The 24718-nt window shown below is 63.5% G+C and carries 24 protein-coding genes; 17 read left to right on the forward strand and 7 right to left on the reverse strand.

Annotated elements, in window-relative coordinates; translation table 11 throughout:
* Nucleotides 1-18: 18 nt before the first annotated feature.
* The 4 genes from CHB97_RS23855 to CHB97_RS23870 are packed head-to-tail and all read left to right on the forward strand — an operon-like array spanning nt 19 to nt 4112.
* Complete coding sequence (locus CHB97_RS23855) at nt 19-987, forward strand: thiamine pyrophosphate-dependent dehydrogenase E1 component subunit alpha (RefSeq protein ID WP_089290528.1); 969 nt, start codon at nt 19-21, stop codon at nt 985-987.
* A gap of 15 nt (nt 988-1002) precedes the next feature.
* Complete coding sequence (locus CHB97_RS23860) at nt 1003-2016, forward strand: alpha-ketoacid dehydrogenase subunit beta (protein WP_089290529.1); 1014 nt, start codon at nt 1003-1005, stop codon at nt 2014-2016.
* Nucleotides 2017-2034: 18 nt separating this feature from the next.
* Nucleotides 2035-3594: a 2-oxo acid dehydrogenase subunit E2 gene (locus tag CHB97_RS23865; RefSeq protein WP_089290530.1), complete on the forward strand. Its 1560-nt coding sequence runs from the start codon at nt 2035-2037 to the stop codon at nt 3592-3594.
* 14 nt (nt 3595-3608) lie between these two features.
* Nucleotides 3609-4112 (forward strand): nuclear transport factor 2 family protein, encoded by a 504-nt coding sequence (locus CHB97_RS23870; protein ID WP_089290531.1) that lies wholly within the window; start codon nt 3609-3611, stop codon nt 4110-4112.
* Nucleotides 4113-4260: 148 nt separating this feature from the next.
* Here CHB97_RS23870 and CHB97_RS23875 read toward each other — a convergent pair whose 3' ends face one another.
* Nucleotides 4261-5406: a thiolase family protein gene (locus CHB97_RS23875; protein ID WP_089290532.1), complete on the reverse strand. Its 1146-nt coding sequence runs from the start codon at nt 5404-5406 to the stop codon at nt 4261-4263.
* Between the two features lie 28 nt (nt 5407-5434).
* Nucleotides 5435-5845, reverse strand: coding sequence for a Zn-ribbon domain-containing OB-fold protein (locus CHB97_RS23880; RefSeq protein ID WP_200820101.1), 411 nt, complete (start codon nt 5843-5845; stop codon nt 5435-5437).
* A gap of 178 nt (nt 5846-6023) precedes the next feature.
* On the opposite strand from CHB97_RS23880, the gene CHB97_RS23885 reads away from it, so the two are divergent.
* Both CHB97_RS23885 and CHB97_RS23890 read left to right on the forward strand, forming a co-directional pair.
* The gene (locus CHB97_RS23885; protein WP_089290534.1) at nt 6024-6785 is read left to right on the forward strand and encodes an SDR family NAD(P)-dependent oxidoreductase; all 762 of its coding nucleotides are present in this window, start codon (nt 6024-6026) and stop codon (nt 6783-6785) included.
* Nucleotides 6786-6805: 20 nt separating this feature from the next.
* Complete coding sequence (locus CHB97_RS23890; RefSeq protein WP_200820102.1) at nt 6806-7564, forward strand: ThuA domain-containing protein; 759 nt, start codon at nt 6806-6808, stop codon at nt 7562-7564.
* 7 nt (nt 7565-7571) lie between these two features.
* On the opposite strand, the gene CHB97_RS23895 is transcribed toward CHB97_RS23890, so the two are convergent.
* Nucleotides 7572-7910 carry a non-heme iron oxygenase ferredoxin subunit gene (locus CHB97_RS23895; RefSeq protein ID WP_143271170.1) on the reverse strand — a complete coding sequence of 113 codons (339 nt, stop codon included), beginning with the start codon at nt 7908-7910 and terminating at the stop codon, nt 7572-7574.
* 179 nt (nt 7911-8089) lie between these two features.
* Here CHB97_RS23895 and CHB97_RS23900 point away from each other — a divergent pair, with 179 nt between their 5' ends.
* The 5 genes from CHB97_RS23900 to CHB97_RS23920 all read left to right on the forward strand — a co-directional run bounded on the left by CHB97_RS23900 (nt 8090) and on the right by CHB97_RS23920 (nt 14438).
* The gene (locus CHB97_RS23900; protein WP_244559686.1) at nt 8090-9295 is read left to right on the forward strand and encodes an acyl-CoA dehydrogenase family protein; all 1206 of its coding nucleotides are present in this window, start codon (nt 8090-8092) and stop codon (nt 9293-9295) included.
* 8 nt (nt 9296-9303) lie between these two features.
* Entirely contained in the window at nt 9304-10425 is a 1122-nt protein-coding gene (locus CHB97_RS23905; protein WP_089290536.1) for an acyl-CoA dehydrogenase family protein, read from the forward strand.
* Nucleotides 10425-12044: an AMP-binding protein gene (locus CHB97_RS23910; protein WP_089290537.1), complete on the forward strand. Its 1620-nt coding sequence runs from the start codon at nt 10425-10427 to the stop codon at nt 12042-12044. The genes CHB97_RS23905 and CHB97_RS23910 overlap by 1 nt, the downstream gene beginning before the upstream one ends.
* Nucleotides 12031-12810: an SDR family oxidoreductase gene (locus tag CHB97_RS23915; protein WP_089290538.1), complete on the forward strand. Its 780-nt coding sequence runs from the start codon at nt 12031-12033 to the stop codon at nt 12808-12810. Before CHB97_RS23910 ends, CHB97_RS23915 begins: the two co-directional genes overlap by 14 nt.
* 314 nt (nt 12811-13124) lie before the next feature.
* Nucleotides 13125-14438: an SRPBCC family protein gene (locus CHB97_RS23920; RefSeq protein WP_089290539.1), complete on the forward strand. Its 1314-nt coding sequence runs from the start codon at nt 13125-13127 to the stop codon at nt 14436-14438.
* Nucleotides 14439-14485: 47 nt separating this feature from the next.
* Here CHB97_RS23920 and CHB97_RS23925 read toward each other — a convergent pair whose 3' ends face one another.
* Complete coding sequence (locus CHB97_RS23925) at nt 14486-14935, reverse strand: nuclear transport factor 2 family protein (RefSeq protein ID WP_089290540.1); 450 nt, start codon at nt 14933-14935, stop codon at nt 14486-14488.
* Nucleotides 14936-15257: 322 nt separating this feature from the next.
* Here CHB97_RS23925 and CHB97_RS23930 point away from each other — a divergent pair, with 322 nt between their 5' ends.
* The 3 genes from CHB97_RS23930 (at nt 15258) to CHB97_RS23940 (ending at nt 19430) form a co-directional block, all read left to right on the forward strand.
* Complete coding sequence (locus CHB97_RS23930) at nt 15258-17501, forward strand: TonB-dependent receptor (RefSeq protein ID WP_089290541.1); 2244 nt, start codon at nt 15258-15260, stop codon at nt 17499-17501.
* Nucleotides 17502-17565: 64 nt separating this feature from the next.
* Complete coding sequence (locus tag CHB97_RS23935) at nt 17566-18588, forward strand: NADP-dependent oxidoreductase (RefSeq protein ID WP_089290542.1); 1023 nt, start codon at nt 17566-17568, stop codon at nt 18586-18588.
* Nucleotides 18589-18605: 17 nt separating this feature from the next.
* Nucleotides 18606-19430 carry a ThuA domain-containing protein gene (locus tag CHB97_RS23940; protein ID WP_089290543.1) on the forward strand — a complete coding sequence of 275 codons (825 nt, stop codon included), beginning with the start codon at nt 18606-18608 and terminating at the stop codon, nt 19428-19430.
* Between the two features lie 4 nt (nt 19431-19434).
* Here the strand turns inward: CHB97_RS23940 and CHB97_RS23945 are convergent, their stop codons facing one another.
* From CHB97_RS23945 to CHB97_RS23955, 3 genes are read right to left on the reverse strand one after another with little or no spacing between them, the layout of a single operon-like run.
* Nucleotides 19435-20217, reverse strand: coding sequence for an SDR family oxidoreductase (locus CHB97_RS23945; RefSeq protein WP_089290544.1), 783 nt, complete (start codon nt 20215-20217; stop codon nt 19435-19437).
* Nucleotides 20218-20231: 14 nt separating this feature from the next.
* The gene (locus CHB97_RS23950) at nt 20232-21041 is read right to left on the reverse strand and encodes an SDR family NAD(P)-dependent oxidoreductase (RefSeq protein ID WP_089290545.1); all 810 of its coding nucleotides are present in this window, start codon (nt 21039-21041) and stop codon (nt 20232-20234) included.
* A gap of 12 nt (nt 21042-21053) precedes the next feature.
* Nucleotides 21054-21815, reverse strand: a complete 762-nt coding sequence (locus tag CHB97_RS23955; protein ID WP_089290546.1) for an SDR family NAD(P)-dependent oxidoreductase — start codon at nt 21813-21815, stop codon at nt 21054-21056.
* 327 nt (nt 21816-22142) lie between these two features.
* Between CHB97_RS23955 and CHB97_RS23960 the strand changes: the two genes are divergently transcribed.
* From CHB97_RS23960 to CHB97_RS23970, 3 genes are all read left to right on the forward strand, one after another.
* Nucleotides 22143-23321 carry an aromatic ring-hydroxylating dioxygenase subunit alpha gene (locus CHB97_RS23960; RefSeq protein WP_089290547.1) on the forward strand — a complete coding sequence of 393 codons (1179 nt, stop codon included), beginning with the start codon at nt 22143-22145 and terminating at the stop codon, nt 23319-23321.
* Nucleotides 23322-23494: 173 nt separating this feature from the next.
* Entirely contained in the window at nt 23495-23839 is a 345-nt protein-coding gene (locus CHB97_RS23965) for a putative quinol monooxygenase (protein WP_089290548.1), read from the forward strand.
* 15 nt (nt 23840-23854) lie between these two features.
* Entirely contained in the window at nt 23855-24622 is a 768-nt protein-coding gene (locus CHB97_RS23970) for an SDR family NAD(P)-dependent oxidoreductase (protein WP_089290549.1), read from the forward strand.
* Nucleotides 24623-24718: the final 96 nt, after the last annotated feature.

Here is a 24718-nt window from a genome sequence, read left to right on the forward strand (position 1 = left end):
CGCAACAGGGAGATTTCCATGCAGATCAGCCGCGAGCAGATGCTGCGGGCCTACCGCCAGATGGTGACGATCCGGGAGTTTGAGGAACGGATCCATGTCGATATCCAACGCGGTGGCATTGCCGGCTTCACCCACCTTTATGCGGGGCAGGAGGCGGTGGCCGTCGGGGTGTGCGAACACCTGACGGAAAAGGACAAGATCATCAGCACCCATCGCGGCCACGGTCATTGCATCGCCAAAGGCTGTGACGTCATCGGCATGATGAAGGAAATCTATGGCCGACAGGATGGCTTGTGCAAGGGCAAGGGTGGCTCCATGCATATTGCCGACCTGGATAAGGGCATGTTGGGCGCCAATGGTATTGTCGGCGGCGGCCCGCCCATCGCCGTGGGCGCCGCCATCACCGCCAAGGTGCTGAAGACCGGCGGCGTCGCCGTCTCCTTCAGTGGCGACGGGGCCAGCAACCAGGGCACGGTTTTCGAGGCCATGAACATGGCCGTGGTGCTGAAAGTGCCGAAAATCTTCGTGCTGGAGAATAACGGCTATAGCGAACATACCGGCTTCAGCTATGCCGTGGGCAGCCGGGATATGGTGCGGCGTACCGAAGGCTTCGGGATGCCGGTGTTCCAGGCCGATGGCTATGATTTCTTTTCCGTCTATGAGGCGATGCGTCAGGCGACGGAACTGTCGCGCAATGGCGGCGGCCCCTGCGCCGTCTATGCCGAATGCACCCGCTTCTTCGGCCATTTCGAAGGCGACCCCCAGCTTTACCGCGCCAAGGACGAGGTGGCGCGGCTGCGGGCGGAGAAGGACAGCCTTAAAATCTTCCGCCAGCGGGTGACGGAGACAGGATTGCTGCCCGGCAGCGATCTGGATCAGGTGGATGGCGAGGTCCGCGACCTGATCGACCGGGCCGTGCGTGAAGCGGTGGCCGCCCCTGCCCCCACCGCCGCCGACGTCCTGACCGACGTTTATATCAGCTATTGAGCGGGAGCCTGACCCATGCCCAAGATTTCCATGCGCCAGGCGATCAATGACGCCCTGCATCTTGAAATGGAACGCGACCCCCGCGTGATCGTGCTGGGGGAGGATGTCTCCGGCGGGGCCGGCGGCACCTCCGGTGAGCGGGAGGCGGCCGGCGGCGTCTTCGGCCTGACCAAGGGGCTGCTGCCCCGGTTCGGCGAAGACCGGGTGATCGACACGCCGATCAGTGAAAGCTGCATCGTCGGGGCTGCCAATGGGGCGGCACTGACCGGCCTGCGCCCGGTGGCGGAGATCATGTTCGCCGATTTCGTCGGCGTCTGCCTGGACCAGTTGCTGAATCAGGCGGCGAAGTTCCGCTATATGTTTGGCGGCAAGGCGCGCACACCGCTGGTTATCCGCATGACCTGCGGCGGCGGCATGAATGCGGCGGCCCAGCATTCCCAGACGATCTATCCCATGCTGACGGGCATTCCAGGATTGAAGGTGGTGGTGCCGTCCAACGCCTATGACGCCAAGGGCCTGTTGCTGACCGCCATCCGCGACGATGATCCGGTGATCTTCTTCGAGCATAAATCGCTCTATATGGATGAATGCGAGGTGCCGGACGGGGATTACACCATCCCCTTTGGCGAGGCCGCGATGGTGCGCGAGGGGGAACATGTCACTGTGGTCGCCCTGGCCCGCATGGTGCCGCTGGCCATCGGCGTCGTGGACAAGCTGGCGGCGGAAGGGATCAGTTGCGACCTGATCGATCCGCGCACCACCAGCCCGCTGGATGAGGAAACCATTCTGGAAAGCGTGCGGGCCACGGGCCGGCTGGTGGTGGTGGATGAAAGCCCGCCGCGCTGCTCCGTCGCCGCTGATATCGCCGCCATGGTGGCGGAAAAGGCCTTCCACCACCTGAAAGCCCCGATCATCCAGGTGACCGCCCCGCACACACCGGTGCCGTTCGCGCGGGAACTGGAGGCCGCCTATCTGCCCTCACCAGAGAAGATTGAAGCCGCCATCCGCAAAGTGCTTGGCAGCCGCTGATAAAGGGGGAACGACGCGATGAACGCCATCACCCCGATCATCATGCCCAAATGGGGCCTGGAAATGTCGGAAGGGACGATTTCCAACTGGCATGTGGCAGAGGGTCAGACCCTTTCCCGCGGCATGGAAATCGTCGATATCGAAACCGCCAAGATCGTCAACACGCTGGAATCCGATCTGGAAGGCACGGTGCGCCGGCTCGTCGCCCCCGTGGGCCAGACCCTGCCCGTGGGTGCCTTGATCGCCATCGTCGCCGATGCCGGCGTGACGGACGCTGATATCGACCGCTTCATCCGGGGGGAAGGCCCCGCGCCAGCGGCGGCACCGGCACCGGCTGCCCCTGAACCAGCTGTTGCGCCAGATGCCCCAGCATTGGAGAGCGACCCCGATCTGGAACGCCGGAACGAGACCGTATCGGCCACCCCCATCGCCCGGCGCATCGCCAATCGGCATGGGGTGGACCTGTCACGCATTACCGGCACCGGTCGCAATGGCCGCGTCAATCAGGAAGATGTGGAAGCCTATCTCGCCGCCCATCCTGCATCAGCGCCAGCAAACACCGCGCCCGCGACCATCGACAACCGGTCGATCCATGCCACCTCCCACGCCATCCGGCTGGCCAACCGGCTGGGCATTGACCTGTCCCGCCTGGCGGGGACAGGGCGCAACGGGCGGGTGAATGTGGAGGATGTGGAGCGGCACGCCGCTGCCAGCGGCCTGGCCCCGACACCCGCACCAGCCCCCACCCCACCCGCCGGGCCGGCCGCGCGCAAGCTGGCGGCGGATTTAGGCATCCCCTTGTCCAGCGTAACGCCGACAGGACCGAAGGGCCACGCGACGAAAGAAGATGTGCGCAACGCCGCAGCCTCCCCGCCGCCAGCCCCTGCGCCGACTGCTGACAGCGATCTGATCCCGCACAGCGCCATGCGCCGCGCCATCGCCACGGCCTTGACGGCGGCCAAGCGGGACGTGCCGCATTTCTATCTGACGGCCGACATTGTCATGGATGATCTGCTTTCCCTGCGGGGTCAGTTGAACGGGCTGCCGGGGCCAAAAATCTCCGTCAATGATTTCATCATCCGTGCCAGCGCCCTGGCGCTGGGCGATGTGCCGGATGTGAATGTGCAATTCACCGAAGAGGGGATGCGCCGTTTCACCCAGGCCAACATCGCCGTGGCCGTGGCGATTGAAGGCGGGCTGGTCACGCCCGTGCTGCGCGATGCCGGGGGCAAACCCTTGCGCACCATCGCGGCAGAGGCGGCAGCGCTGGCATCGCGTGCCCGCGACCGGCGGCTGACCCAGGCGGATTTAAGCGAAGGGACCTTCGCCATTTCCAACCTGGGCATGTTCGGTATCCGGGATTTCCAGGCCATCATCGCCCCGCCCCAGGCTGCCATTCTGGCCGTCGGCGCCACGCGGCGAGAGGCGCAGGAAGGGCCGGATGGGGACGTGCGCTTCCGGTCGGTGATGTCGGTGACCCTCTCCTGCGACCATCGCGCCATCGATGGGGCCGTGGGTGCGCGCTTCCTGGCAGCCCTGCGCCAGCATCTGGAGCAGCCGCTGGGATTGTTGAGCTGAGGGGAAACAACAGCATGAATGATCTGGATACGTTGTTGGCCAAGCAGGCACTGCATGATTTGAACATGGCCTATAACCGGGCGGTGGATCGGGCGGATGAGGCACTGTTGCGTAGCCTCTGGCACCCCGATGCCACCGTCGATTTTGGCTATTTCACCGGGTCGGCGGCCGAATTCTGCGGGTTGGCGGTGGGGGCGACCGGCGGGCTGGCCCGGTCCTTCCACATGGCCGGCAATGAATGGTTTGACATTCGCGGCGATCAGGCAGTGGGGGAAATCTACAGCCTGACGCTGGCCGCAGCATCCGGGGCGGACACGGACAGCATCCTTTATGGCCGCTATCTGGACCGGTATGAGCGCCGGGAGGGCCTGTGGAAATTCAGCCATCGCCAGTATCTGATGGATTGGAACGCCAGCCCAGCGCGCACCGTCTGCTGGGATCAGGGCGTTTTCGCCCTGATGCAGCACCGGGGCGGCCACGCGCCGGGGGACGCGGTTTATGGGCTGTGGAACGCCTAAAAGTTTTTATTATCAACATGTTATCTGTTTACTCCGTCACCCCGGCGCAGGCCGGGGTCCAGGATTGCAGGGCATATTGCTCCACGAACTGGACCCCGGCCTGCGCCGGGGTGACGGTTGGCTGCATTGGAACCGGCGCTCCCCCACACTACCGCGCCAGGATCGTCACCGCCGAAACCCCCGGTGCCCCATAAACATGGGTGTACCCGGTGCGCAGCGGCTTCGGTACCTGCCGCGCCCCGGCTTGCCCGCGTAATTGCAGGACCGTCTCATAAACTTGGCGCAGGCCCGACGCCCCGATGGGTTCCCCATTGGCCAGACAGCCGCCATCGGTATTGACGGGCAGCCTGCCATCCAGCCGGGTCATGCCGTCGCGCAGCCATTTTTCCTGCTCCCCATCCCGGCAGAAACCGTTTTCGGCCATATGCATGATCTCGGCCCCGCTTTCGGTATCCTGAAGCTGGGCAATGTCGATCTCCTCCGGCCCAATGCCGGCCATGGCGAAGGCGGCCCGCGCGGCGATGGGGGTGGCCCCCTCTCCATCTTCCACCGACAGGCTGGGGCTGAACACCTCAAACGACCCGGCACCGCGCGTGCGCATGGCCGCCGCCTTCAGCCACACGGAATGCTGTGTCAATTGTGCCGCCTTTTTCGGGCTGGCCAGGATCAGGGCCACCGCCCCTTCCCCCGGCGAACAGAACATATATTGGCGCAGCGGATCGCTGATCATCGTTGATTGCGCAATCTCCGCATAGGACAGCGCCCGGCGCCGCCATGCATTCGGGTTCTGCGCTCCATTGGCAAAAGCCTTTTCCGCCACGCGGATCAAGGCATCATCGGTGATGCCATGCAGGGCCATATAGCGCTGAATTTTCATGGCGAAGAACTGGGTGGTCAGGGCAAACCCTACCTCCCCATACCATTCCGGCAGGCCCCAATCGGACGGGCGCACCCGGAACGATCCCTGTTCATGCTTGTCGAACCCGACCACCAGCCCCAGATCATATTGCCCTGACCGGATAGCCCCATAGGCGGAGATCAGGGCCGAGCCCCCCGTGGCGCAGCCATTGGCGACATTGATGAATTGCAGGCCGGTCAGGCCCAGTTCCTCCACCATCGTGTCGGCATTGCCGCCATCCTGGCTGCCACCATAGGCAAACTGCACATCGCCCCAGCCAATACCGGCATCCCCCAGCGCCTGACGCACGGCAAAGGCCCCCTGTTCCAACCCGGTGCGGTCCGGCGTCCGCCCAAACGGATGGATGCCAATGCCCACAATCGCCACATCCGACATGGCACAACCCTCCCCTCTTTTTTTCTGCTCAAGCCGCCGGGCGGAACGCGTACATCAACAGGTCTTGCCCCTGTTCATCGCGGAACAGCAGGCGGATGGTCAGGCGCATCGGCATCCCGATGCGCAAATCCGCCGGGTCACAATCCACCAGCCGTGTTTCCACCCGCACCTGCCCCGGCAGTTCGACATAGCCCAGCGCGAACGGCTGGAACTCTGCCTTGGTTTCCCGCCCCAGATAGGGCGGCTGCTTGGGCAGGAAGCGCTGTACCGTCCAGCTCCACAACACGCCCTCGCGTGCCAGTTGGACCGGCTGTTCACCCGGACGGCCCATGAAGGGGAAGCGGACGCGCCCGCGCGCATCAACCCCACCGATCAAAGCTGGATCATCGCTGGGCCAGGTAAAGACATTGTCGGCAAGCGGTCTGCCTTCCATCGCCATGATGGTTCCTCCGTTCGTCTGCCGCCTGGGGATAGGGCCAACGCTGCCACCCGCGTGGATGCGTTGACTTTTGATTCATCAGTCATGATAATGACGATGAAGGCGGGTGCTTGTCAATTCCGCAGGGGCCGTTACCCTGCCCCGCAAAAAGACAATCAGATAAACGGGAGGATTTCAGATGGACCTTCAGCTGGCGGGTCGCCGGGCGCTGATCACCGGTTCCACACGCGGCATCGGCCGCCGCATTGCCGAGGCCCTGGCGCGGGAGGGCTGCGCCATCGCCATCGGTGCGCGCAAGGCGGATGAGGTGGAGGCCGCTATTGCGGACCTGTCCGGCCTGGGTGTGAAGGTGGTGGGGGCGGCCATGGATGCCGCCGATGCGACTTCCGTGAGCAACTGGGTCACCCGCATGGGCGATGCGCTGGGCGGGATCGATATTCTAATCCCCAACGTGTCGGCCGGCGGCAGCCTGAATGGAGAGCAGAGCTGGCACGACGCCTATAACATCGACGTGCTGGGCACGCTGCGCGCCATTGAGGCCGCCTTGCCCACGCTGGAAGCCTCCGGCCAGGGGGCGATCACCATCACCGGTACCACGGCAGCGGTGGAAACCTTCATGGCGCCCATGGCCTATAACGCCATGAAGGGGGCCTTGATTGTCCATGCCAAACAGCTTTCGCAGACGCTGCTGCCGCGCGGCATCCGGGTCAATGTCGTCTCCCCCGGCCCGATCGAGTTTCCCGGCGGGGCCTGGGAGGGGATCAAGGAGGGCGCGCCGGAGCTTTACGCCGCCACCCTCGCCGCCCAGCCGTCGGGCCGGCTGGGCACGCCAGAGGAAGTGGCCAACTGCGTCGCCTTCCTGTCCAGCCCGCTTGCCAGTTGGGTCACAGGCGTCAACCTTGTGGTTGATGGCGGTTACACCAAGCGCGTGCAGCTGTAACGGCAACGGGAGAGATCGACATGTCCAGCAGGATCGACGTCTATCTGGTTGCCGGCGGCAAATATCACGACATCAATTTCGCCCGGCTGGAGCTGCTGAAGTTGCTGGCCGAGCATGAGGATATCCGCGTGGAGGTGGGGCCCGATTACAGTCGCATCGATGAGATCGCGGCGGCGGATGTGCTGATCACTTATACCTGTGACGTGCTGCCCACGGCGGAACAACAGGCAGGCCTGCGCCGCTTCCTGGCCAAGGGTGGCAAATGGTTCGCCCTGCACGGCACCAACTCCACCATCAAATTCCTGGATGATGGGCGCATCGACTGCCCTGATCTGGATGCCGACCTGTCGGACATGCTGGGCAGCCAGTTCCGCGCCCATCCGCCCATCTGCCGCTATGAAATCCAGGTGACGGACAGCACCCATCCGCTGACCCGCGGCCTGAAGAATTTCTGGGTGGAGGATGAGCTGTATCTGGGCAGCGTCAACCCCGGCAATCGCACCCTGCTGCACACACGCTGGGGCGGCAATTGCGCCCCCTTCGTGCAGGAGGATTGGCCGGAGGCGGACCATCCGGTCCTGTATTTGCGCGACCATGGGCCGGGCCAAGTGCTGTATCTGGTGCTGGGCCATTGCCGGGGCAAGCATGATCTGCGCCCCTTGATGGAGGAATATCCCCATAATGAGCGTTGTTCCTGGCAAAGCCCGGTTTTCTATGAATTGCTGCGCCGGGGCATCCGCTGGGTGACGGGGCGCAGCGTGGAGACGGCGGCGTTCTAACAGCCGCCTACCCTTTCACCCCCACCAGCACCCGCCCGCCTTCCACCTTCACCGGGAAGCAGGTCAGCGGGCGGTAGCCGGTGCCGCCCAGCGCCCGCCCCGTGGGAAGGTCAAAGCGCGCCCCATGCAGCGGACAGGAGATGCTGTTCTGCCGCAACCGCCCGCCCTCCAGCGGTGATTCCGCATGGGAACAGCGGTTGCGCACAGCAAAGAAGCCGCCCACCGCACTGCACACCAGCACCTCCTCCCCCGCGATGGTGAACAGCCGCATCTGGCCGGGCGGCAGATCATCGGCGGGCAGCAGATCGTGATAGGTCACATCGGATGGGGAAGCGTCGACTTGCATGGCTTCATCCTGCGCGAAAGCGGCATGGAGCAAAGGTTTATAACAGGAATAATGATTGATCCTTGATTCATCAGTCAACGCAAAAATCGTCACAAACCTGCTTCTGACCGTTGACGAACCCGCGCACCCGATCTAACCTGATTTATGACTCATCAATCATAACAAAACGGGGGAAGGCCATGTTGGGGATCGACCTCATGCGCGACCCGGCCATCCAGGCATTCCGGGGGGACGTGCGGCGCTTTTGCGAAACAGCCCTACCCGGTGATATCCGCGCCAAGGTGCTGGCCGGCCAGCATCTGGAGAAGCAGGATTATGTGCGCTGGCAGAAAATCCTGTTCGATAAGGGCTGGATCGTTGGCCATTGGCCGCGCCAATATGGCGGCCAGGACTGGACGCCCTTGCAACGCGCCATCTTTGACGATGAAACCAGCAAAGCGGGTGCCCCCTGGCTGACCCCTTTTGGTGTCTGCTATGCCGGGCCGGTCATCTATACCTTCGGCAGCCCGGCACAGAAGGACCGCTTCCTGCCCGGCATCCGCAGCACCGATACCTGGTGGTGCCAGGGTTATTCGGAGCCGGGGGCCGGGTCTGATCTGGCGAACATCAAGACGCGCGCCGTGCGCGATGGCGACCATTATGTGGTGAACGGCCAGAAGACCTGGACCACCATGGCGCAATGGGCCGACATGATGTTCACCCTGGTGCGCACCAGCAGCGACGGCAAGCCGCAGAACGGCATCTCCTTCCTGCTGATCGACATGAACAGTCCGGGCGTCACGGTCCGCCCGATCCAGAGCATCGACAAGTGCCATCACCTGAACGAGGTGTTTCTGGATGATGTGCGCGTCCCCGCTGACAATCTGGTGGGGGAAGAAGGCCGCGGCTGGACCTATGCCAAGTTCCTGCTGAATAATGAACGTCTGCTGGGGGCGGAGGTGGGCAAATCCACCCGCCTGCTGCAGCAGCTGCGCCAGACGCTGCTGGATATTCAGAACGGCGGGCAAGCGCTGGCGGATGATCCGCACTGGCGCCGCCGGCTGGGCGAACTGCGCGCCCGCCTGCTGGCGCTGGAGGCCGTGTGCAACGAATATCTGGCCGCCGCCGAGGCCGGCTCCACCCCAGGGCTGGAAGTGTCGGCCCTGAAAATCATGGGATCGGAACTGATCCAGGGCCTGACCGGCGCTATGGTGGATGCGCTGGCCGTCAAGGGGCTGGTCTATCAGACGCCCGCACTGGATGCCGGCTGGCAGGCTGCACCGGTCGGCCTGCCCCAAGCGCCGGGCATGATCCGCGAACATCTGCATGATCGCGCCACGACGATCTATGGCGGCACCAACGAGATTCAACGCAACATCCTGGCAAAGGCCGTCCTGGGCCTGTAGGGAGCATCATGTCGGCATTCACCACCGAAGATCGCCGCCTGCTGGCCGACAGCATCAACCGTTATGTTGATGAGGCTTACGGGCCGGAACACCGGGCGGCGATCCTGAAAAGCGATGATGGCTTCAGCCGCAGCGATTGGGCGACATACGCTGCACTGGGCTGGCTGGGCATCGCCATAGGCGAAGAACAGGGCGGGTCCGGCGGCGGGCTGGCCGAACTGGCCGTGCTGATGCGGGCCGCCGGGCGCGGGCTGTTGATGGAACCGCTGTTGCCCACCCTGGTGTTGGCAGCGGGGGCGCTTTCAGGCGGCGGCAACGCCCAGCAACAGGCGCAATGGCTGCCCGCCATCGCGGAGGGGCGCGCCATCCTGACCCTGGCGCAGGATGATGCCGCCAGCGACGAAACACCGGTGATCGCCAGCCCGACAGAGGGCGGCTATCGGCTGAACGGCCGGCGTGGCTTCGTGCTCTACGGGGCCGCCGCCGACCAGATCATCGTAAAGGTGGAACTGGCGGGCCAGGTGGCCCTGTTCCTGGTCTCCCCCACCGCTCCCGGCGTCACCCTGGCCCATGCAAGCACCGTGGATGACCGACCGGTCTCCGACCTGTGGCTGGATGATGTGGCCGTGGCAGCGACGGACAGGCTGCCGGGTGGCGATGCCAGTTTGCTGGCCAACCTGAATGAAGCCGCCGCCCTGGCCGTCTGTGCGGAGGCGGTGGGTGCCATGGAGGCCGCCAACCGGCTGACGCTGGATTACCTGAAAACCCGCACCCAGTTCGGCAGCAGCATCGGCAGCTTCCAGGTGATGCAGCACCGGATGGTGGATATGAGTCTGGCCATGCAGGAGGCATCGGCCATCACCTGGGCCGCCATTGGTGCTGTAACCAGCGGCAACCCGGATGCTGCCCTGCTGACGGCCGCGGCAAAGGCCCGCAGCAGTGCCGCCGCCCGGCTGGTGGGCGAACAATCCATACAGCTGCATGGTGGTATCGGGATGACAGAAGAATATGCCATCGGGCATTACTATCGTCGTCTGATGCTGCTGGAAACGCTGTTCGGCGCGGCCGGCTGGCATCTGGACCGGCTGGGCGGCTGGACCGCCGCCGGCCTGGATGGGGAGAGAGGGTGATGGCCCGGCAGAATCTGGCATCTGGCAGTGACTGGCAGGCCGAACCCCTGGCGGTTCTGGCGCGCCGCCATGCGGAAAGCGCGCCCGATGCCATCGCCTTTCTGAACCAGGATCAGCATCCCGGCAGCTATGCCAGCCTGCTGACGGATGCCGAAGCCCTGGCCGTGGGTCTGTGGGATCTGGGCCTGCGCCCCGGCGATGTGATCAGTTTCCAGTTACCCAACTGGATGGAAGCCGTGCTGGTGGATATGGCGGCCAGCCTGCTGGGGCTGGTCTGCAACCCCATCGTGCCGATCTATCGCGGGGCGGAGGTGGGGCTGATCCTGGCCGACTGCCAAAGCCGGTTGATCTTCATCCCGGATAGCTATCGCGGCTTTGATTACACGGCGATGCTGGAGGGCTTGCGCCCTTCCCTGCCCGACCTGCGCCATGTGGTGCATGTGCGGGCGGGCAACCGTCCGCTGACGCTGGACGGGTTGATGCAGGCGGGCCGCGGCCGGCAGATCGACTGGCCCAATGTCCCGGCGGACGCGCTGAAGCTGATGATGTACACGTCCGGCACCACGGGCCGGCCCAAGGCGGTGATGCATGATCACCGCTCCATCGCCCGCGTTTCGCATATTTTCATGGGCTATTGGCGGCTGGAACCGGGCGATTTGATGCTGATGCCGTCGCCTGTCACCCATATTACCGGCTATTCCAACGGCATCGAATTGCCCTTTACCGAGGGCACACGCACCCTGTTCATGGAACGCTGGAACGCGGATGAGGCGGTGGAGTTGATTGACCGGCATGGGGTCAACATCACCATCGGTGCCACCCCCTTCTTGCAGGAATTGCTGGAGGCGGCGGAACGGGCAGGATCACGCCTGCCATCCTTGAAGATTTTTGCCTGTGGCGGCGCCGCCGTGCCGCCGGACCTGATCCGCCGCGCCAATGCCCTGTTCGACCGGGGCCGCGCCTTTCGCGTCTATGGCAGCACCGAAGCCCCGCTGATCACCCAGGGCTGCATGGGGGCAGACGAACTGGAACTGGCCGCCACCACCGACGGCAAGGTGATCGATTACGATATCCGCATCGTGGATGAGACGGGGCGGGTGCTGGCGCGGGGCCAGGATGGGGAAATCCTGGTGCGCGGCCCCTCCCTTTTCATGGGCTATGCCGATGAAGCGCAGACGCGGGAGGCGATCGACGCGGATGGTTATTTCCGCACCGGCGATATTGGCCACCTGACACCCGCCGGCGCCATTGTCATCACCGGGCGCAAGAAAGACCTGATCATCCGGGGCGGTGAGAATCTCTCCGCCAAGGATATTGAGGATGTGCTGCACCAGCACCCCGCCGTGCAGGAGGTGGCTGCCGTTTCCATGCCCCATGCCAGGCTGGGGGAAACCGTCTGCGTCTATGTCGTGCCGCAGCCCGGCGAACGGCCCGATCTGGCCAGCATCACCCACCATGTTGCCGCCGCCGGGCTGGCACGGCAGAAATTCCCCGAACGGGTGGAGCTGGTGACCGACCTGCCCCGCACGGCATCGGGCAAGGTGCGCAAGGATCTTTTGCGCCAACGCATCGCGGCACAGATCGCGGCAGAACAGGGAGGCGAGAGTGGCAAGGCTTGACGGCAAGGTGGCCCTGGTCACCGGCGGCACCGCCGGCATCGGCGCGGCGGCGGTCCGCCGCCTGACGGATGATGGCGCGAAAGTGGTCTTCACCGGCTCCAACGCCGTGGCGGCGGAAGCGGTGTGCCAGGAAACCGGTGCGCATTTCCACGCCCATGATGTGACGGACGAGGCCGCCTGGCCCGCCCTGATGCAGGCCATTGCGGACCGGTTCGGCCGCCTGGACATTGCCTTTGCCAATGCCGGGATCGAGATGGGGGATGGCAGCATTGAAACCATCGGCATGGCCGCCTGGAACCGCATCATGGCCGTCAATGTCACCGGCACCATGCTGACCTGCCAGCACGCCATCGCCGCCATGAAGGCCAATCCCGGCGGGTCCGGCGGGTCGATCATCATCAATTCGTCGATCAATGGTCTGGTCGGCCTGCCCGGCAACATCGCCTACACCACCTCCAAGGGGGCGGTGCGGCTGCTGGCCAAGTCGGTGGCGGTGCATTGTGCGCGAACCCGGACCAATATCCGCTGCAATTCCATTCATCCCGGCATCATCGACACACCGATCATCCGCCGCGCCGTGGCCGACACGCCCGATCCCGATGCCTCCCTGGCCTATCTGGGCAATATCTCTCCGCTGGGCCGGCTGGGCCAGGTGGAGGAGGTGGCGGCCCTGGTCAGTTTCCTGGCCAGCGCCGACGCGTCGTTGATCAATGGCGCCGAACTGGTGGCCGATGGCGGCACGACGGCGGGGCTGGTCGGGGTTTGAGAGTCTGTCTGGAGGTTTTGTTCATTATCAACGTATTACTGCATCCTCACCGTCACCCCGGCGAAGGCCGGGGTCCAGTTTCGGAGAGCAAGGTGCCCGTGATTCTGGACCCCGGCCTTCGCCGGGGTGACGGTGATACAGAAAGTCAAATCGTGTGAAACATTGAAACAACACAATAACTTTCCGGTCAGTCACCGAGACCCACGCAGTCAAACAAATCAAACAGGTTCAGGGAGGTTGCCGTGCCAGATGATCTTGCGTCCCAGCCCAAACCCGGCGAGGCCCGTTGCCCCGGCACCTCGTGGAACGACCTGATGGATACGGACACACGTCCCGTGCCCGATTTCCTGCGCCGGGAAAATTACCGCTATATGGGCAGCGAACCGCTGCAGGCGGAGCGTTACACCAGCCCGGAATTCTTCCGGCGTGAGCTGGAAAAAATGTGGCCCCGCGTCTGGCAGTTTGCCGCCCGGGAGGAAGATATCCCGGAACCGGGCGACTTCGCCCTCTATGAAAATGCCGGTCGTTCCTATCTGGTGACGCGGCAGCCGGACGGTTCCATCCGCGCCTTTCACAATGTCTGCCTGCATCGCGGGCGTAAGCTGCGGCTGGAAAGCGGATCGGCGGCGGAATTCAAATGTCCCTTCCACGGCTTTGCCTGGAATACCGATGGCAGCCTGAAGAACATCCCCTGCCGCTGGGATTTCCCACACCTGCAGGACGAGAAAATGGCCCTGCCGGAGGCGCAGGTGGGCCGCTGGGCCGGCTATATCTTCATCCGGGAGGCCGCCGAGGGCCCCAGCCTGGAAGAGTATCTGGCCCCCCTGCCCGACTTCTTCCAACGCTGGCGGCATGAGGAATGCACCACCGTCATCTGGGTCGGCAAGGTGGTGAATGCCAATTGGAAGGTGGTGGCCGAAGCCTTCATGGAGGCCTGGCACACGATTGAGACGCACCCCCAGATCCTGCCCTTCACCGGGGATGCCAATACCCAGTACAGCACCTATGGCGACCATGTGAATGCGGCGCTGACGCCCTTTGCCGTCATGTCGCCGCATATCGATCCCGCTGGCAAGGCGCAGCAATGGATCGTCGATGAGTTCCTGAAATATAATGGCCGGGCCGGTGGCACGGAAATGTCAGTGGCGGTGCCGGACGGCATGAGTGCCCGGCGCGCCATGGCCGCCGCCAATCGGGAGAAGTACCAGGCCGACAGCGGCTATGATCACAGCCATGTGACCGATGCCGAGTTGCTGGATGCCTTTGTCTATAATGTCTTCCCGAATTTCGCACCCTGGGGCGGGTTCATGCCCAACATCGTCTACCGCTGGCGGCCCTGGCCGGATCAGGACAAGACCTTGATGGAGGTGCGCATCCTGGTCCGCCTGCCGGCCGATGCGCCCAAACCGCCGCCGGTGGAAATGAACTTCCTGGGGCCGGACCAGCCTTGGACCGATGCCAAGGAACTGGGCGTGCTGGGCGATGTGTTCCAGCAGGATATGGATAACCTGCCCTTCGTGCAGGACGGGCTGAAGGCATCCAAGAATGGCGCGGTGCAATTGGGCAATTACCAGGAAATCCGCGTGCGGCACCTGCACGCGACGCTGGATAAATATCTGGCGGATTGACCGGTTCAACAAAACGGGGCGGCACCGGATGGGCCGCCCCGTTTCATTCAGCCACGGGCAGCGGCGACGGCGGCCGTGACGGCAGCACTGTTGTAGTAATAAGGCTTGATCAAAGACACACGTCCGTCATCGGCGAAATGAAACACCTCCACCAGTTCCAGCGGATCGCCGGTCGGCGGCACCAGTTCCAGCAGATAGACGACGTTATTACCGGCCGCCATCTTGTTCTTCACCGCGATGGTGGCCTGGCCCAGCGAGGTGCCCAGCACCTTGGCATACAGGTCGCGCAAGGCCCCTTTGCCGGTATAGGTGCCGGCAAAGGGCAAGGTTTCCGCCTCCGTAATCACCAGATCATCGCACAGCATGGTTTCGGCCAGCGGCCAATTTCCGGTGGCTGTGGCGGCATAGAGCGCCTCTGTGGTGGCCAGATTGCGGGCGGCTGCGTCTGTATGGGTCACCTGTTCCTCCATGAAGGGATGGCAACGGGCGGGCACCATGCCCCCCAACAACCATCGTTATGATTTATGATTCGTTAGTCATTAACGCGGACCCTCCCCCTTCTGTCAAGCCCCGCCGACGGCCATCCGGCACGCCATTCACCACCCTAAATTCACCCCGTAGCGACGGGGAATTCAGCGGTGAAAAAGCGAAGGTGGATTGACGCCGGTTCAGGGCACGAATATAGTGATTAATGACTCACAAATCATCATTTCAAGCGGGAATGCACAAAGCGCCTGCCACACCGGAACCGGTGCCCCGCCCAAAGAGTCGCTGCAAACAAGCCCACAAAAAAAGACATCCACAGGGAGGATATCGATCATGGCTTGCGCACCCACCTTGCGTTCTACCCTGCTGGCGGCTGCCGCCCTGGTGCTGACCGGCACCAGCACCCCGCCAGCCCTGGCGCAGGCCGCCGGGGACGCATCCGGCACCCAGGTTGACGCGCTGGAAGAAATTGTCGTCACGGCCCGCCGCCGGTCTGAAACCTTGCAGGAGACGCCGCTGGCCATCACGGCCATCACGCCCGCCCAGCTGGAAAGCAAGGCGACGCTGAATATCGGCGACCTGATGGGGTCGGCCCCCAATGTGTTGATCACGCAGCAGAATTCCGGCGCTGCCGCCGCCAACGTCTCCATCCGCGGCCTGTCCTTTGCGGATGTGGAGAAATCCTTCGATCCCACCGTCGCCATCGTCGTCGATGGCATCTTCATCGGCACCAGCACCGGCGCCTTTCTGGATTTCTTCGATATTGACAGTATCGAGGTACTGCGCGGCCCGCAGGGCACCCTGTTCGGGCGCAACACCATCGGCGGTGTGATCAATATCCGCCGGTCGCGCCCGACGGGGGAGAATGGCGGCAAGCTGGAAGTCAGCTATGGCAAGTTCAATACCTGGGCCACGCGCGCCATCCTGAACGCCAACCTGATCCCGGACAAGCTGGCCGCCAAGTTCTTCTATTTCCACAATGAAAGTGACGGCTATTACCGTAACGGCATTACCGGCAAGCGGGTCGGTGGCAATAATAACGAGAATTTCGGCGCCAGCTTCCTGCTGACCCCGACCGAGAATTTCGAAGCCCTGCTGACCCTGGAAAAGCAGGTGCAGGATTTCGATCCGGTCAATTCCAACATCTCCAAGACCGGAGAGGTCTTCTGTTCCTTCGCGCCGGCGCGCGAATGCAACCGCAATACCCGGGATGACCTTTATACGGTCTTCAACAGTCCGGCCCATTCCAACTATAAATCCCCAGCGGCCACGCTGGAGATGAACTTGGATACGGAGGGGATCGATTTCACCTCGGTCACCGGCTATCGCACCTCCGACGAGGCGCAGACGCAGGATTTCGACGCCTCCTCGGCCGATCTCTACTATACCAACCGCATTCAGGATTACTGGCAGTTCAGCCAGGAACTGCGCGGTGCCGGCAAGCTGACCGACAGTTTCGACTATGTGGTCGGCGGCTTCTATTATGAAAGCAAGTTCGACCTGTTCCAGGCGACCCGGCTGTTCGGGGCCGTCAATCCGGGGGCTGACCAGTATAATACCGGCCGCGCCAAATCCTACGCCCTGTTCGGTGACTTTAACTGGAAGTTCGCCGATCAATGGCGCCTGTCTGGTGGCGGGCGCTGGACCCATGATGAAAAACAGCAGATCAACCGCGTCGGCACGGCGCAATATCCCAACTCAAAATATAGCGGCAGCAAATTCACCCCCAAGATCGTGCTGGATTACCGTCCGGACGATAACAACATGCTCTATACGTCCTGGTCGCGCGGCTATCGTTCCGGCGGCTTCTCCAGCCGGGGTCAGACGCTGCTTTCCTCCACCACGCCCTTTGGCCCGGAAACGGTGGACAGCTACGAGGCGGGGTTCAAAAGCGCGCTGTTGAATAACCGCCTGCAGGTCAATCTCGCAGCCTACCTGTCCAATTACAGTGACCTGCAGCAGAACACCACCATTCCCACCACCGTCGGCACCGGCAATGAAACCATCGTCACCAATGTCGGCAAGGCCAAGATCAAGGGGCTGGAACTGGATGTCACCGCCCGCGTCACCCATGATTTCAAGGTCACGGCCTCGCTGGGCCTGCAAAAGAGCAATTTCGACGGCTTCATCACCACCGCCCCCAATGCCGCCGGCAAGCTGGTGAAGTTCGATTATTCCGACGTGAACATGATCTATTCGCCGGATGTCACTGGCTCCCTGACGGCGGAATATACGGTGCCGCTGGATGCCGGCGATCTGGTCTTCAGCGGCAGCTATCGTTACGTCGCCCCCTATGATCAACAGATCTCGCTGGGGCCGACGCAGGTGGATGCATCGGGCAATGTCAAGGTTCTCTCCAACGATCCGCGCGTGCGGTCAGACGCGCAGAACCTGTTCGATGCCTCGGCAACGATGAAATTCGATCTCGGCGGCAACAAGGCCAAGGTCACGCTCTATGGCCGCAACCTGTTCGATGATCGCGGCCCCAACGCCGCCTTCACCGTCGCCGGTCTCTGGTCCTTCTCCTCCGGGCGTGAGCCGCGGACCTTCGGCATCCAGCTCGGGTACGAGTTCTGATGTCGGCCCCGGCCAGCCCACTCGGCTGGCCGGGATATTTTCTTGCAAGCGGGGAGCCCGTTCCATGCATGTCAACCGACGCATCACCTTGCGTGCCCATCCCCAGGGCCATCCCAAGCCGGATGATTTCGCCCTGATCGAAGCGCCGGTTCCCGAACCGGGGCCGGGCCAGATGCGGGTGCGCAACCTTTATTTCTCCATGGAACCGGCCATTCGCGGCTGGCTGGATGGCAAGGATAATTACTTCCAGGCCATCCCCCTGGGCGGCGTCATCCGCGGCCCCTCCCTGGGTGTGGTGGAACAATCCAACCTGGCGGGGTTCACGCCCGGCGATTACGTCTGGGGCCTGACCCATTGGGAAGAATACTCCATCCTGTCGGCCGAGACGATCCTGCTGGAACGGCTGACGGTCAGCCCGGATATCCCGCTGTCGCATTATGTCGGGGCGCTGGGACCGTCGGGATTGACCGCCTATGTCGGGCTGCATGATATCGGGCGGATCAAGGCGGGCGATACCGTGGTCATCTCGGCTGCCGCCGGGGCGGTGGGCAGTGTGGCGGGGCAAATCGCCCGGCTGCGCGGGGCCCGGGTGGTGGGGCTGGCCGGTTCGGCGGAAAAGGCGGCGATCCTGACCGACCGGCTGGGCTTCCACGCCGCCATCAATTACCGCGCGGTGGATGATCTGCGGGCCGCCATTGCCGATACCTGCCCCACCGGGGTCGATGTCTATTTCGATAATGTCGGCGGGCGCACCCTGGATGCGCTGCTGCCGAACATGCGGGATTTCGGCCGCATCATCTGCTGTGGCATGATTTCCGACTATAACAATCAAGCCAGCCCCACGCCCGTGCACAATCTGTGGCAGGTGGTGGCCAAGCAATTGACCATGCGGGGTTTTCTGCTGTTCTCTCACACAGACAGCCTGCCCCAGGCCCGGCACGATCTACACCAATGGGCAGCAGATGGAAAGCTGGTGGCGCTGGAGAATGTCACCCGTGGCATCGCCCACGCGCCCGACAGTTTCTGCCGCCTGATGGCGGGGGAAACTGTCGGGAAAACCGTGCTGGCATTGGACTGGCCCAACTGAACCCAAGGGCGGCAGGCATGGTCATCCGGTATGATGCGCCGAAGAAAATACTGCTGGTCACGCGGGGCCACCCGTTCGACCAGCCCGCTTTTTTCGCCCTGTTCGATACGTTGGACGGCTTTGCCTGGGCCCATGTCGAACATCCCGCCGCCCCCTATCTGATGGAGCCGGAGCGGCTGGTCGAATTCGACGGTCTGGTTTTCTATGATATGCCGGGCCTGCTGTTCCATCCCGGTCAGCCGGTCCGGGAGGTCGAACCGCCGGCATTGATGAAACACGGCGTGGAGCGATTGCTGGAACAGGGCAAGCCAATGCTGTTCCTGCACCACGCCCTGGCCGGCTGGCCGGCCTGGGACCGCTGGGCCCAAATCATCGGCGGGCAGTTTCATTACAGCCCCGATCCGGCGTGCGGCCGGCACGACAGTGGCTATCGCCATGATGTTGACCATCATGTCCGGGTGGTGGCGGACCATCCGGTGACGGCCGGTCTGGGGACCGGCTTTGACATTACCGATGAACTGTATCTGGTTCAGATCGATGAAGGCGACAAGCTGCCCCTGCTGCGCAGCGACCACGGCTTCACCCGCGAGAACTTCTATTCCGCCGATCTGGCCGTGCAAGGGCGGATGTTCTGCAATGCGGACTGGCAGCATCCGCCGGGCAGCAATCTGATCGCCTGGGCCAAGCGTGCGGGCAACGCGCCCGTGGTCTATATTCAATGCGGGGACGGCCCCTCAGCCTATAACAACCACGCCTATCGTCGGTTGATCGCCAATGCGGTGACATGGCTGACCGGGCCGGCGGCGGCTGAATGGGCGCGGGACTTTCCGGCCGCGCCCTGATCCCTCACCGGCTGGTATAGCCGCCATCAATCACCAGTTCCGACCCGACCATATAGCTGGAGGCCGGCGAGGCCAGGAACAGCACACCGGCGGCGATTTCCGCCGGTGTGGCCTGCCGTCCGATCGGGTGCATGGCATTGACGGCCTGTGTGGCCTGTTCCAGCGATGCCATTGCCCCCAGTTCCACATAACGGTGGATGATATCCTGCATCATGGCGGTCCCCACCGCCCCCGGATGGACGGTGTTCACCCGGATCGGATAGCCCAGTGCACAAAACTCCAGCGCCGCCGATTTGCTGAGCATCAGCACGGCGGCCTTGGAGGTGCAATAGGCCGCGTTGAATGGTGCCCCGCGCAAGCCCCCGACGGAAGAGATATTGATGATGGAGGCCCCGCCGGGACGGGCGGCCCCGGCATCGCGCAGCAATGGCAGGGCCGCCTGGATGCCCAGCAGCGTGCCCTCCACATTCACCGCCTGACAGCGGCGCCATTGCTCCAGGCTGGTCTCCGCGATGCTGGCCACCAGTGAAATGCCGGCATTATTGACCAGCACATCCAGCCGCCCATGCCGTTGGCGGATATCCTGCATCAGCCGGAACCAGGCATCCGGATCGCAGACATCCAGCACTGCCTGTTCACCGGCAACCGGGGCAGCGTCGGCGGGCCAGTGCCGGTCGGCCGCCACGACATGCGCACCGGCGGCCGACAGGGCGGTGCAGATGGCCCGGCCGATACCGCCGCCCGCCCCGGTCACCAGGGCAACAGCCCCTTTCAGTTCGTCGCTCATGCTCTGCTGTCCCCCTATTGTGCTGTCCAGCCGCCATCAACCACCAGTTCCGAACCGGTCAGATAACTGGCATCGGTGCTGGCCAGAAAGGCGATGGCGGCGGCAATCTCTTCCGGCTGGGCCAGACGCTTCACCGGCGTCATGGCCGCGATCCCGTCCAGCAGATCCTGAGCCCGGGCCGCCTTGCCCTGATCGACCCAGCGCTGCATCCCGACATGCAGCAGCGGCGTTTCCACAAAGCCGGGATGAATGGAATTGACCCGGATGGGCTTGCCCGCCTGGGCAAATTCAATGGCGACCGCCTTGCTGAACAGGCGCACCGCCCCCTTGCTGGTATTATAGGCCGAGGTCTCGGCGAACCCGACCAGCCCCATGATGGAGGCGACATTGATCACGCTGGCGCCGCCGCGCCGCCCGGCCCCACCAGCCGCCAGAGCAGCCGTGAAGCTGCGCACGCCCAGAAACACACTGTCGACATTGACGCGCATCAACCGGTGCCAGGCGGCAAGGTCAAGCTGATCCACCGGCCCCACCAGGTCGGTCCCGGCATTATTGACCAACACATCCAGGCTGCCCCAGCGGCTTTCCACCCAGCCGCGCGCCCGTTCCCAATCCGCCTCTGCGGTGACGTCCAGGGGCAGGTATGTCGCGGCTGGTCCCAGCCGGCCCAGCACCTGCCCCACCAGCGGATCATCGGGCGGGGACAGGTCGGTCACCAGCACCTGCGCCCCTTCCGCCACCAGCCGCACCGCTGTGGCCAGCCCGATCCCGCGCAGGGCACCGGTCACCAGGGTACGGGCATCCTGCAATCCACGCTCAACCATGCTGTCCCCCGATCACTGCGCCCACATGCCGCCATCGACATAGAGTTCGATGCCGGTGACATACCGGCTTTCATCGGAGGCCAGGAACAGCACGGCATTGGCAATATCATCCGGTTCCCCCATGCGCCGCAGCGGCACGGCCGCCAGCAGCGCATCCTTCACCGCTTCGGCGCTGACAGAGGCCTGCATCATCATGTTGGTCCAGATCATGCCGGGATGGATGGAATTGCAGCGGATCTGATCGGGCGCCCCCTCGATGGCGATGGTCTTGGTCATGGACCGCACCCCGCCCTTGGCCGCCGCATAGGCGGACAGGCCCTGGATGCCCAGCGTGCCGGCGATGGAGGAAAGATTGATGATCGACCCCGCCCCCGACCGGCGCAGCAGCGGGAAGGCCGCCTTCACCCCCAGGAAGGAACCCACCAGATTGACATCCAACTGCCGCTGGAACTCCTTGGGCGTGGTGTCATCCAGGCTCTTGGTCAGGTGGATGCCGGCATTATTGACCAGCACATCCAGGCGACCAAAGGCCTTTTCGGTCTCGCTGATGACCTGGGCCCACTCTTCCTCCGACACCACATCATGGCGCAGATGGATGGCCTCACCGCCCGCCTGCCGGATGGCAGCGGCACACAGCTCGGCCCCCGCCTCCTCCCGGTCTGTCACCACCAGCCGCGCCCCTTCCGCCGCCAGACGCAACGCCGTGGCATAGCCCAGGCCGGGGTTGGAAGCGGCACCGGTGACAATGGCGACCTTGCCCTGCATTCGACCCATTTCAATCCTCCCGTTTTTGCAACAGCCGGTCGGCGGCCATGGCCAGGACCGGGGAAAATCCCCCCGCCCAGCAAACCCGTCTGACCGACCTTAATGCGATTTATGATTCATTAGTCATTATTTCGACCCAACCGGCCGGGGCTGTCAAGCGCCATCCGGCCGCCCTTTCGCTTTTCTGCAAAATCGCTGAAACGCAATCAAACCCGCCTTGACAAGGCCGGCGTGGATGATAACGATGATGAATGAATCATAAATCATTGCAGGTGGTTTTTCGGGCGGCCTGGTCCGCACATTGCCAACCTGCTTTGCACAATAGGGAGAGTTGAGATGACGGCGCTTGCGGAGCAGATCAACCGCTCGGTGGAAGCGATGCTCACCTATGTGGAGACACAAACCACCGATCAGGCCGCAGACATCCTGAAGGTGCCGGCCCGCGACTATCTGGACCCTGCCCGCTTCGAGCTTGAAATGGCGCGCATCTTCAAACGGCTGCCGCTGATGCTGGCCCTGTCGATCGAGCTGCCGAACCCCGGTGACTACAAGGCGATGGAGGTGATGGACATCCCCGTCCTGATCACCCGCGACCGCGCCGGGCAGGTCCATGCCATGCTGAATGTCTGCACCCATCGGGGTGCACCGCTGGTCAAAGCCGGCCAGGGAACGGCCAGCCGTTTCGTCTGCCCCTATCACGCCTGGACCTTCCAGAATGACGGGCGGCTGTTTGCCGTGGCAGAGAAAGCCAAATTCGGGGAGGTGGAGAAGGATTGCCACCGGCTGAAACAGCTCCCCTGTCAGGAACTGGCCGGCATGATCTTCGTCATCCTGACGCCGGGGCTGGCGATTGACGTGAAATCCTATCTTGGCGGCATGTTGGACGATCTGGAAAACTTGGATTTCGGCCATTGGCATTTCTGCGGCAACCGGGATATCCAGGGTGCCAACTGGAAGATTGCCTATGATGGCTATCTGGAGGGCTATCATTTCGCGGCAGCCCATCCGGAGACAGTGCATCCGCGCACCTTCTCCAACATCATGCATTTCGAAGGGTTCGGCCCGCATCTGCGCATCGGCTTCCCCCAGCGCAGCATCGGCAAGCTGCGCGATGTGCCGCCGGCCGACTGGCATCGGCATCAGAATGACGGCTTTGATTTCGTCCGCACCCTGTTCCCCAACCTGTCGATCTTCGTGGCGCCGGAAATCGCCCAGATCGCGCTGCTGCTGCCGGGGCCGACGCCGGGACAGAACCGCACGATCCTGACTTATGCCACCCCCCGCCCCCCGGCCGATGAGGCGGAGCGGGAGAAGATGGCCATGATGGCCAGCTTCTTCGGCGATGTGACCAACCAGGAAGATTATGTGCTGGGCCTGTCGATCCAGAAGGGGCTGCAATCCGGTGCGCTGGACCATGTCACCTTTGGCCGCAACGAACGCGGCAACCAATATTTCCACCGCTGGGTCGATCACTATCTGACCGATGATCCGGCTGCCCCGCCGCCCCGCCTCTGATACCAAGAGCCATGGATCATGACTCTTGGTATTTACCCGTTCCCTCAATCGCCGGGCGCTGCCTCCGGCAGCTTGGCTTGCGCGAGCACGTGCCCGCGGGCCGGCGGTCGCCGGCCTCCAAGGGGCATATCCCATGCCCCTTGGTATGATAAAACCCATCAAGGACCGCAATCATGACCATCGTGATCATGGCCACGCTGGACGTGGACCCCGCTCTGCGCGCGCAATTCCTGGCCGAGGCCGATCCCTTGATTGAAGAGGCATTGGCCGAGGATGGTTGTGTCGAATATAGCTGGGGTGCCGACCATAAGAACCCCGCCCGGGTAAATGTCTTCGAGCAATGGCGCGATGAGGCGGCCCTGCGCGCCCATTTCGCCGCCCCCGCCTACAGCACCATGGTCGGGCTGCTGCAAAAGGCTGGCATGACGGCGGCGGACGCGCGCAAATACCGCGTTGATCTGATCGAACCCGTCTATGACCCCCAGGGTCAGGCACGGGCCGATTTCTTTACCGCCTAAAACCGGGGACGCACCATGAAAATCAATGAACATACCGCCGCCCTTATTTCTGGCGGTGGGTCCGGGCTGGGGGCGGCCACCGCCCGCGCGTTGGCGGCGCGCGGGGTGAAGGTGGCGCTGCTGGATATCAACCCGGATGCGGCGGCAGCGGTGGCGGCGGAAATCGGCGGCATCGCCATCCGCTGCGACGTCACCAGCGCCGACAGCGCCGCGCAGGCCGTGGCAGAGGCAGCGGCCAGCAATGGCCCTGCCCGCATCGCCGTCAATTGCGCCGGCATCGCCCCGCCGGCCAAAATCCTGGGCCGTGACGGTCCGCATGATCTGGACCTGTTCCGCCGCGTGATTGAGGTGAACCTGATCGGCAGCTTCAACATGCTGCGGCTGGCCGCCGCCGGCATGGCTGGACTGGACCCGGTGAATGATGATGGCGAACGCGGCGTCATCATCAATACCGCCTCCGTCGCCGCGTTCGAGGGGCAGGTGGGCCAGGCCGCCTATGCCGTATCCAAGGGCGGGGTCCATGCCCTGACCCTGCCTGCCGCGCGGGAACTGGCACGCAGTGGCATCCGTGTGGCCACCATCGCCCCCGGCATCTTCCTGACGCCGATGCTGCTGGGCCTGCCGCAGGACGCCCAGGACAGTCTGGGCAAACAGGTGCCCTTCCCCTCCCGCCTGGGCAAACCGGATGAATATGCGGCCCTGGCCCTGCATATCATCGCCAACAGCATGATCAATGGTGAAACCATCCGCCTGGACGGCGCCATCCGCATGGCGCCGCGATAGACCCGGATTTGTCACCGGTTGCCGGCATTTTTCCGGATTTATTTTTGATAACAAGTAATTACCCTTATTTTGGAGCGGTTAAGAATTTACAGGGTG

The organism is Azospirillum sp. RU38E (genome assembly GCF_900188385.1).
Taxonomy (GTDB): domain Bacteria; phylum Pseudomonadota; class Alphaproteobacteria; order Azospirillales; family Azospirillaceae; genus Niveispirillum.

Bases quoted from the DNA above. Each gene is read 5' to 3' on its own strand.
- CHB97_RS23970 (WP_089290549.1), top strand. From the start codon at position 23,855: ATGAAAATCAATGAACATACCGCCGCCCTTATTTCTGGCGGTGGGTCC.
- CHB97_RS23950 (WP_089290545.1), bottom strand. From the start codon at position 21,041: ATGGTTGAGCGTGGATTGCAGGATGCCCGTACCCTGGTGACCGGTGCC.
- CHB97_RS23865 (WP_089290530.1), top strand. From the start codon at position 2,035: ATGAACGCCATCACCCCGATCATCATGCCCAAATGGGGCCTGGAAATG.
- CHB97_RS23935 (WP_089290542.1), top strand. From the start codon at position 17,566: ATGCATGTCAACCGACGCATCACCTTGCGTGCCCATCCCCAGGGCCAT.
- CHB97_RS23960 (WP_089290547.1), top strand. From the start codon at position 22,143: ATGACGGCGCTTGCGGAGCAGATCAACCGCTCGGTGGAAGCGATGCTC.
- CHB97_RS23890 (WP_200820102.1), top strand. From the start codon at position 6,806: ATGTCCAGCAGGATCGACGTCTATCTGGTTGCCGGCGGCAAATATCAC.
- CHB97_RS23940 (WP_089290543.1), top strand. From the start codon at position 18,606: ATGGTCATCCGGTATGATGCGCCGAAGAAAATACTGCTGGTCACGCGG.
- CHB97_RS23895 (WP_143271170.1), bottom strand. From the start codon at position 7,910: ATGCAAGTCGACGCTTCCCCATCCGATGTGACCTATCACGATCTGCTG.
- CHB97_RS23880 (WP_200820101.1), bottom strand. From the start codon at position 5,845: ATGGCGATGGAAGGCAGACCGCTTGCCGACAATGTCTTTACCTGGCCC.
- CHB97_RS23925 (WP_089290540.1), bottom strand. From the start codon at position 14,935: ATGGTGCCCGCCCGTTGCCATCCCTTCATGGAGGAACAGGTGACCCAT.
- CHB97_RS23905 (WP_089290536.1), top strand. From the start codon at position 9,304: ATGTCGGCATTCACCACCGAAGATCGCCGCCTGCTGGCCGACAGCATC.
- CHB97_RS23945 (WP_089290544.1), bottom strand. From the start codon at position 20,217: ATGAGCGACGAACTGAAAGGGGCTGTTGCCCTGGTGACCGGGGCGGGC.
- CHB97_RS23900 (WP_244559686.1), top strand. From the start codon at position 8,090: ATGTTGGGGATCGACCTCATGCGCGACCCGGCCATCCAGGCATTCCGG.
- CHB97_RS23885 (WP_089290534.1), top strand. From the start codon at position 6,024: ATGGACCTTCAGCTGGCGGGTCGCCGGGCGCTGATCACCGGTTCCACA.
- CHB97_RS23965 (WP_089290548.1), top strand. From the start codon at position 23,495: ATGACCATCGTGATCATGGCCACGCTGGACGTGGACCCCGCTCTGCGC.
- CHB97_RS23930 (WP_089290541.1), top strand. From the start codon at position 15,258: ATGGCTTGCGCACCCACCTTGCGTTCTACCCTGCTGGCGGCTGCCGCC.
- CHB97_RS23875 (WP_089290532.1), bottom strand. From the start codon at position 5,406: ATGTCGGATGTGGCGATTGTGGGCATTGGCATCCATCCGTTTGGGCGG.
- CHB97_RS23955 (WP_089290546.1), bottom strand. From the start codon at position 21,815: ATGGGTCGAATGCAGGGCAAGGTCGCCATTGTCACCGGTGCCGCTTCC.
- CHB97_RS23870 (WP_089290531.1), top strand. From the start codon at position 3,609: ATGAATGATCTGGATACGTTGTTGGCCAAGCAGGCACTGCATGATTTG.
- CHB97_RS23920 (WP_089290539.1), top strand. From the start codon at position 13,125: ATGGATACGGACACACGTCCCGTGCCCGATTTCCTGCGCCGGGAAAAT.
- CHB97_RS23855 (WP_089290528.1), top strand. From the start codon at position 19: ATGCAGATCAGCCGCGAGCAGATGCTGCGGGCCTACCGCCAGATGGTG.
- CHB97_RS23910 (WP_089290537.1), top strand. From the start codon at position 10,425: ATGGCCCGGCAGAATCTGGCATCTGGCAGTGACTGGCAGGCCGAACCC.
- CHB97_RS23860 (WP_089290529.1), top strand. From the start codon at position 1,003: ATGCCCAAGATTTCCATGCGCCAGGCGATCAATGACGCCCTGCATCTT.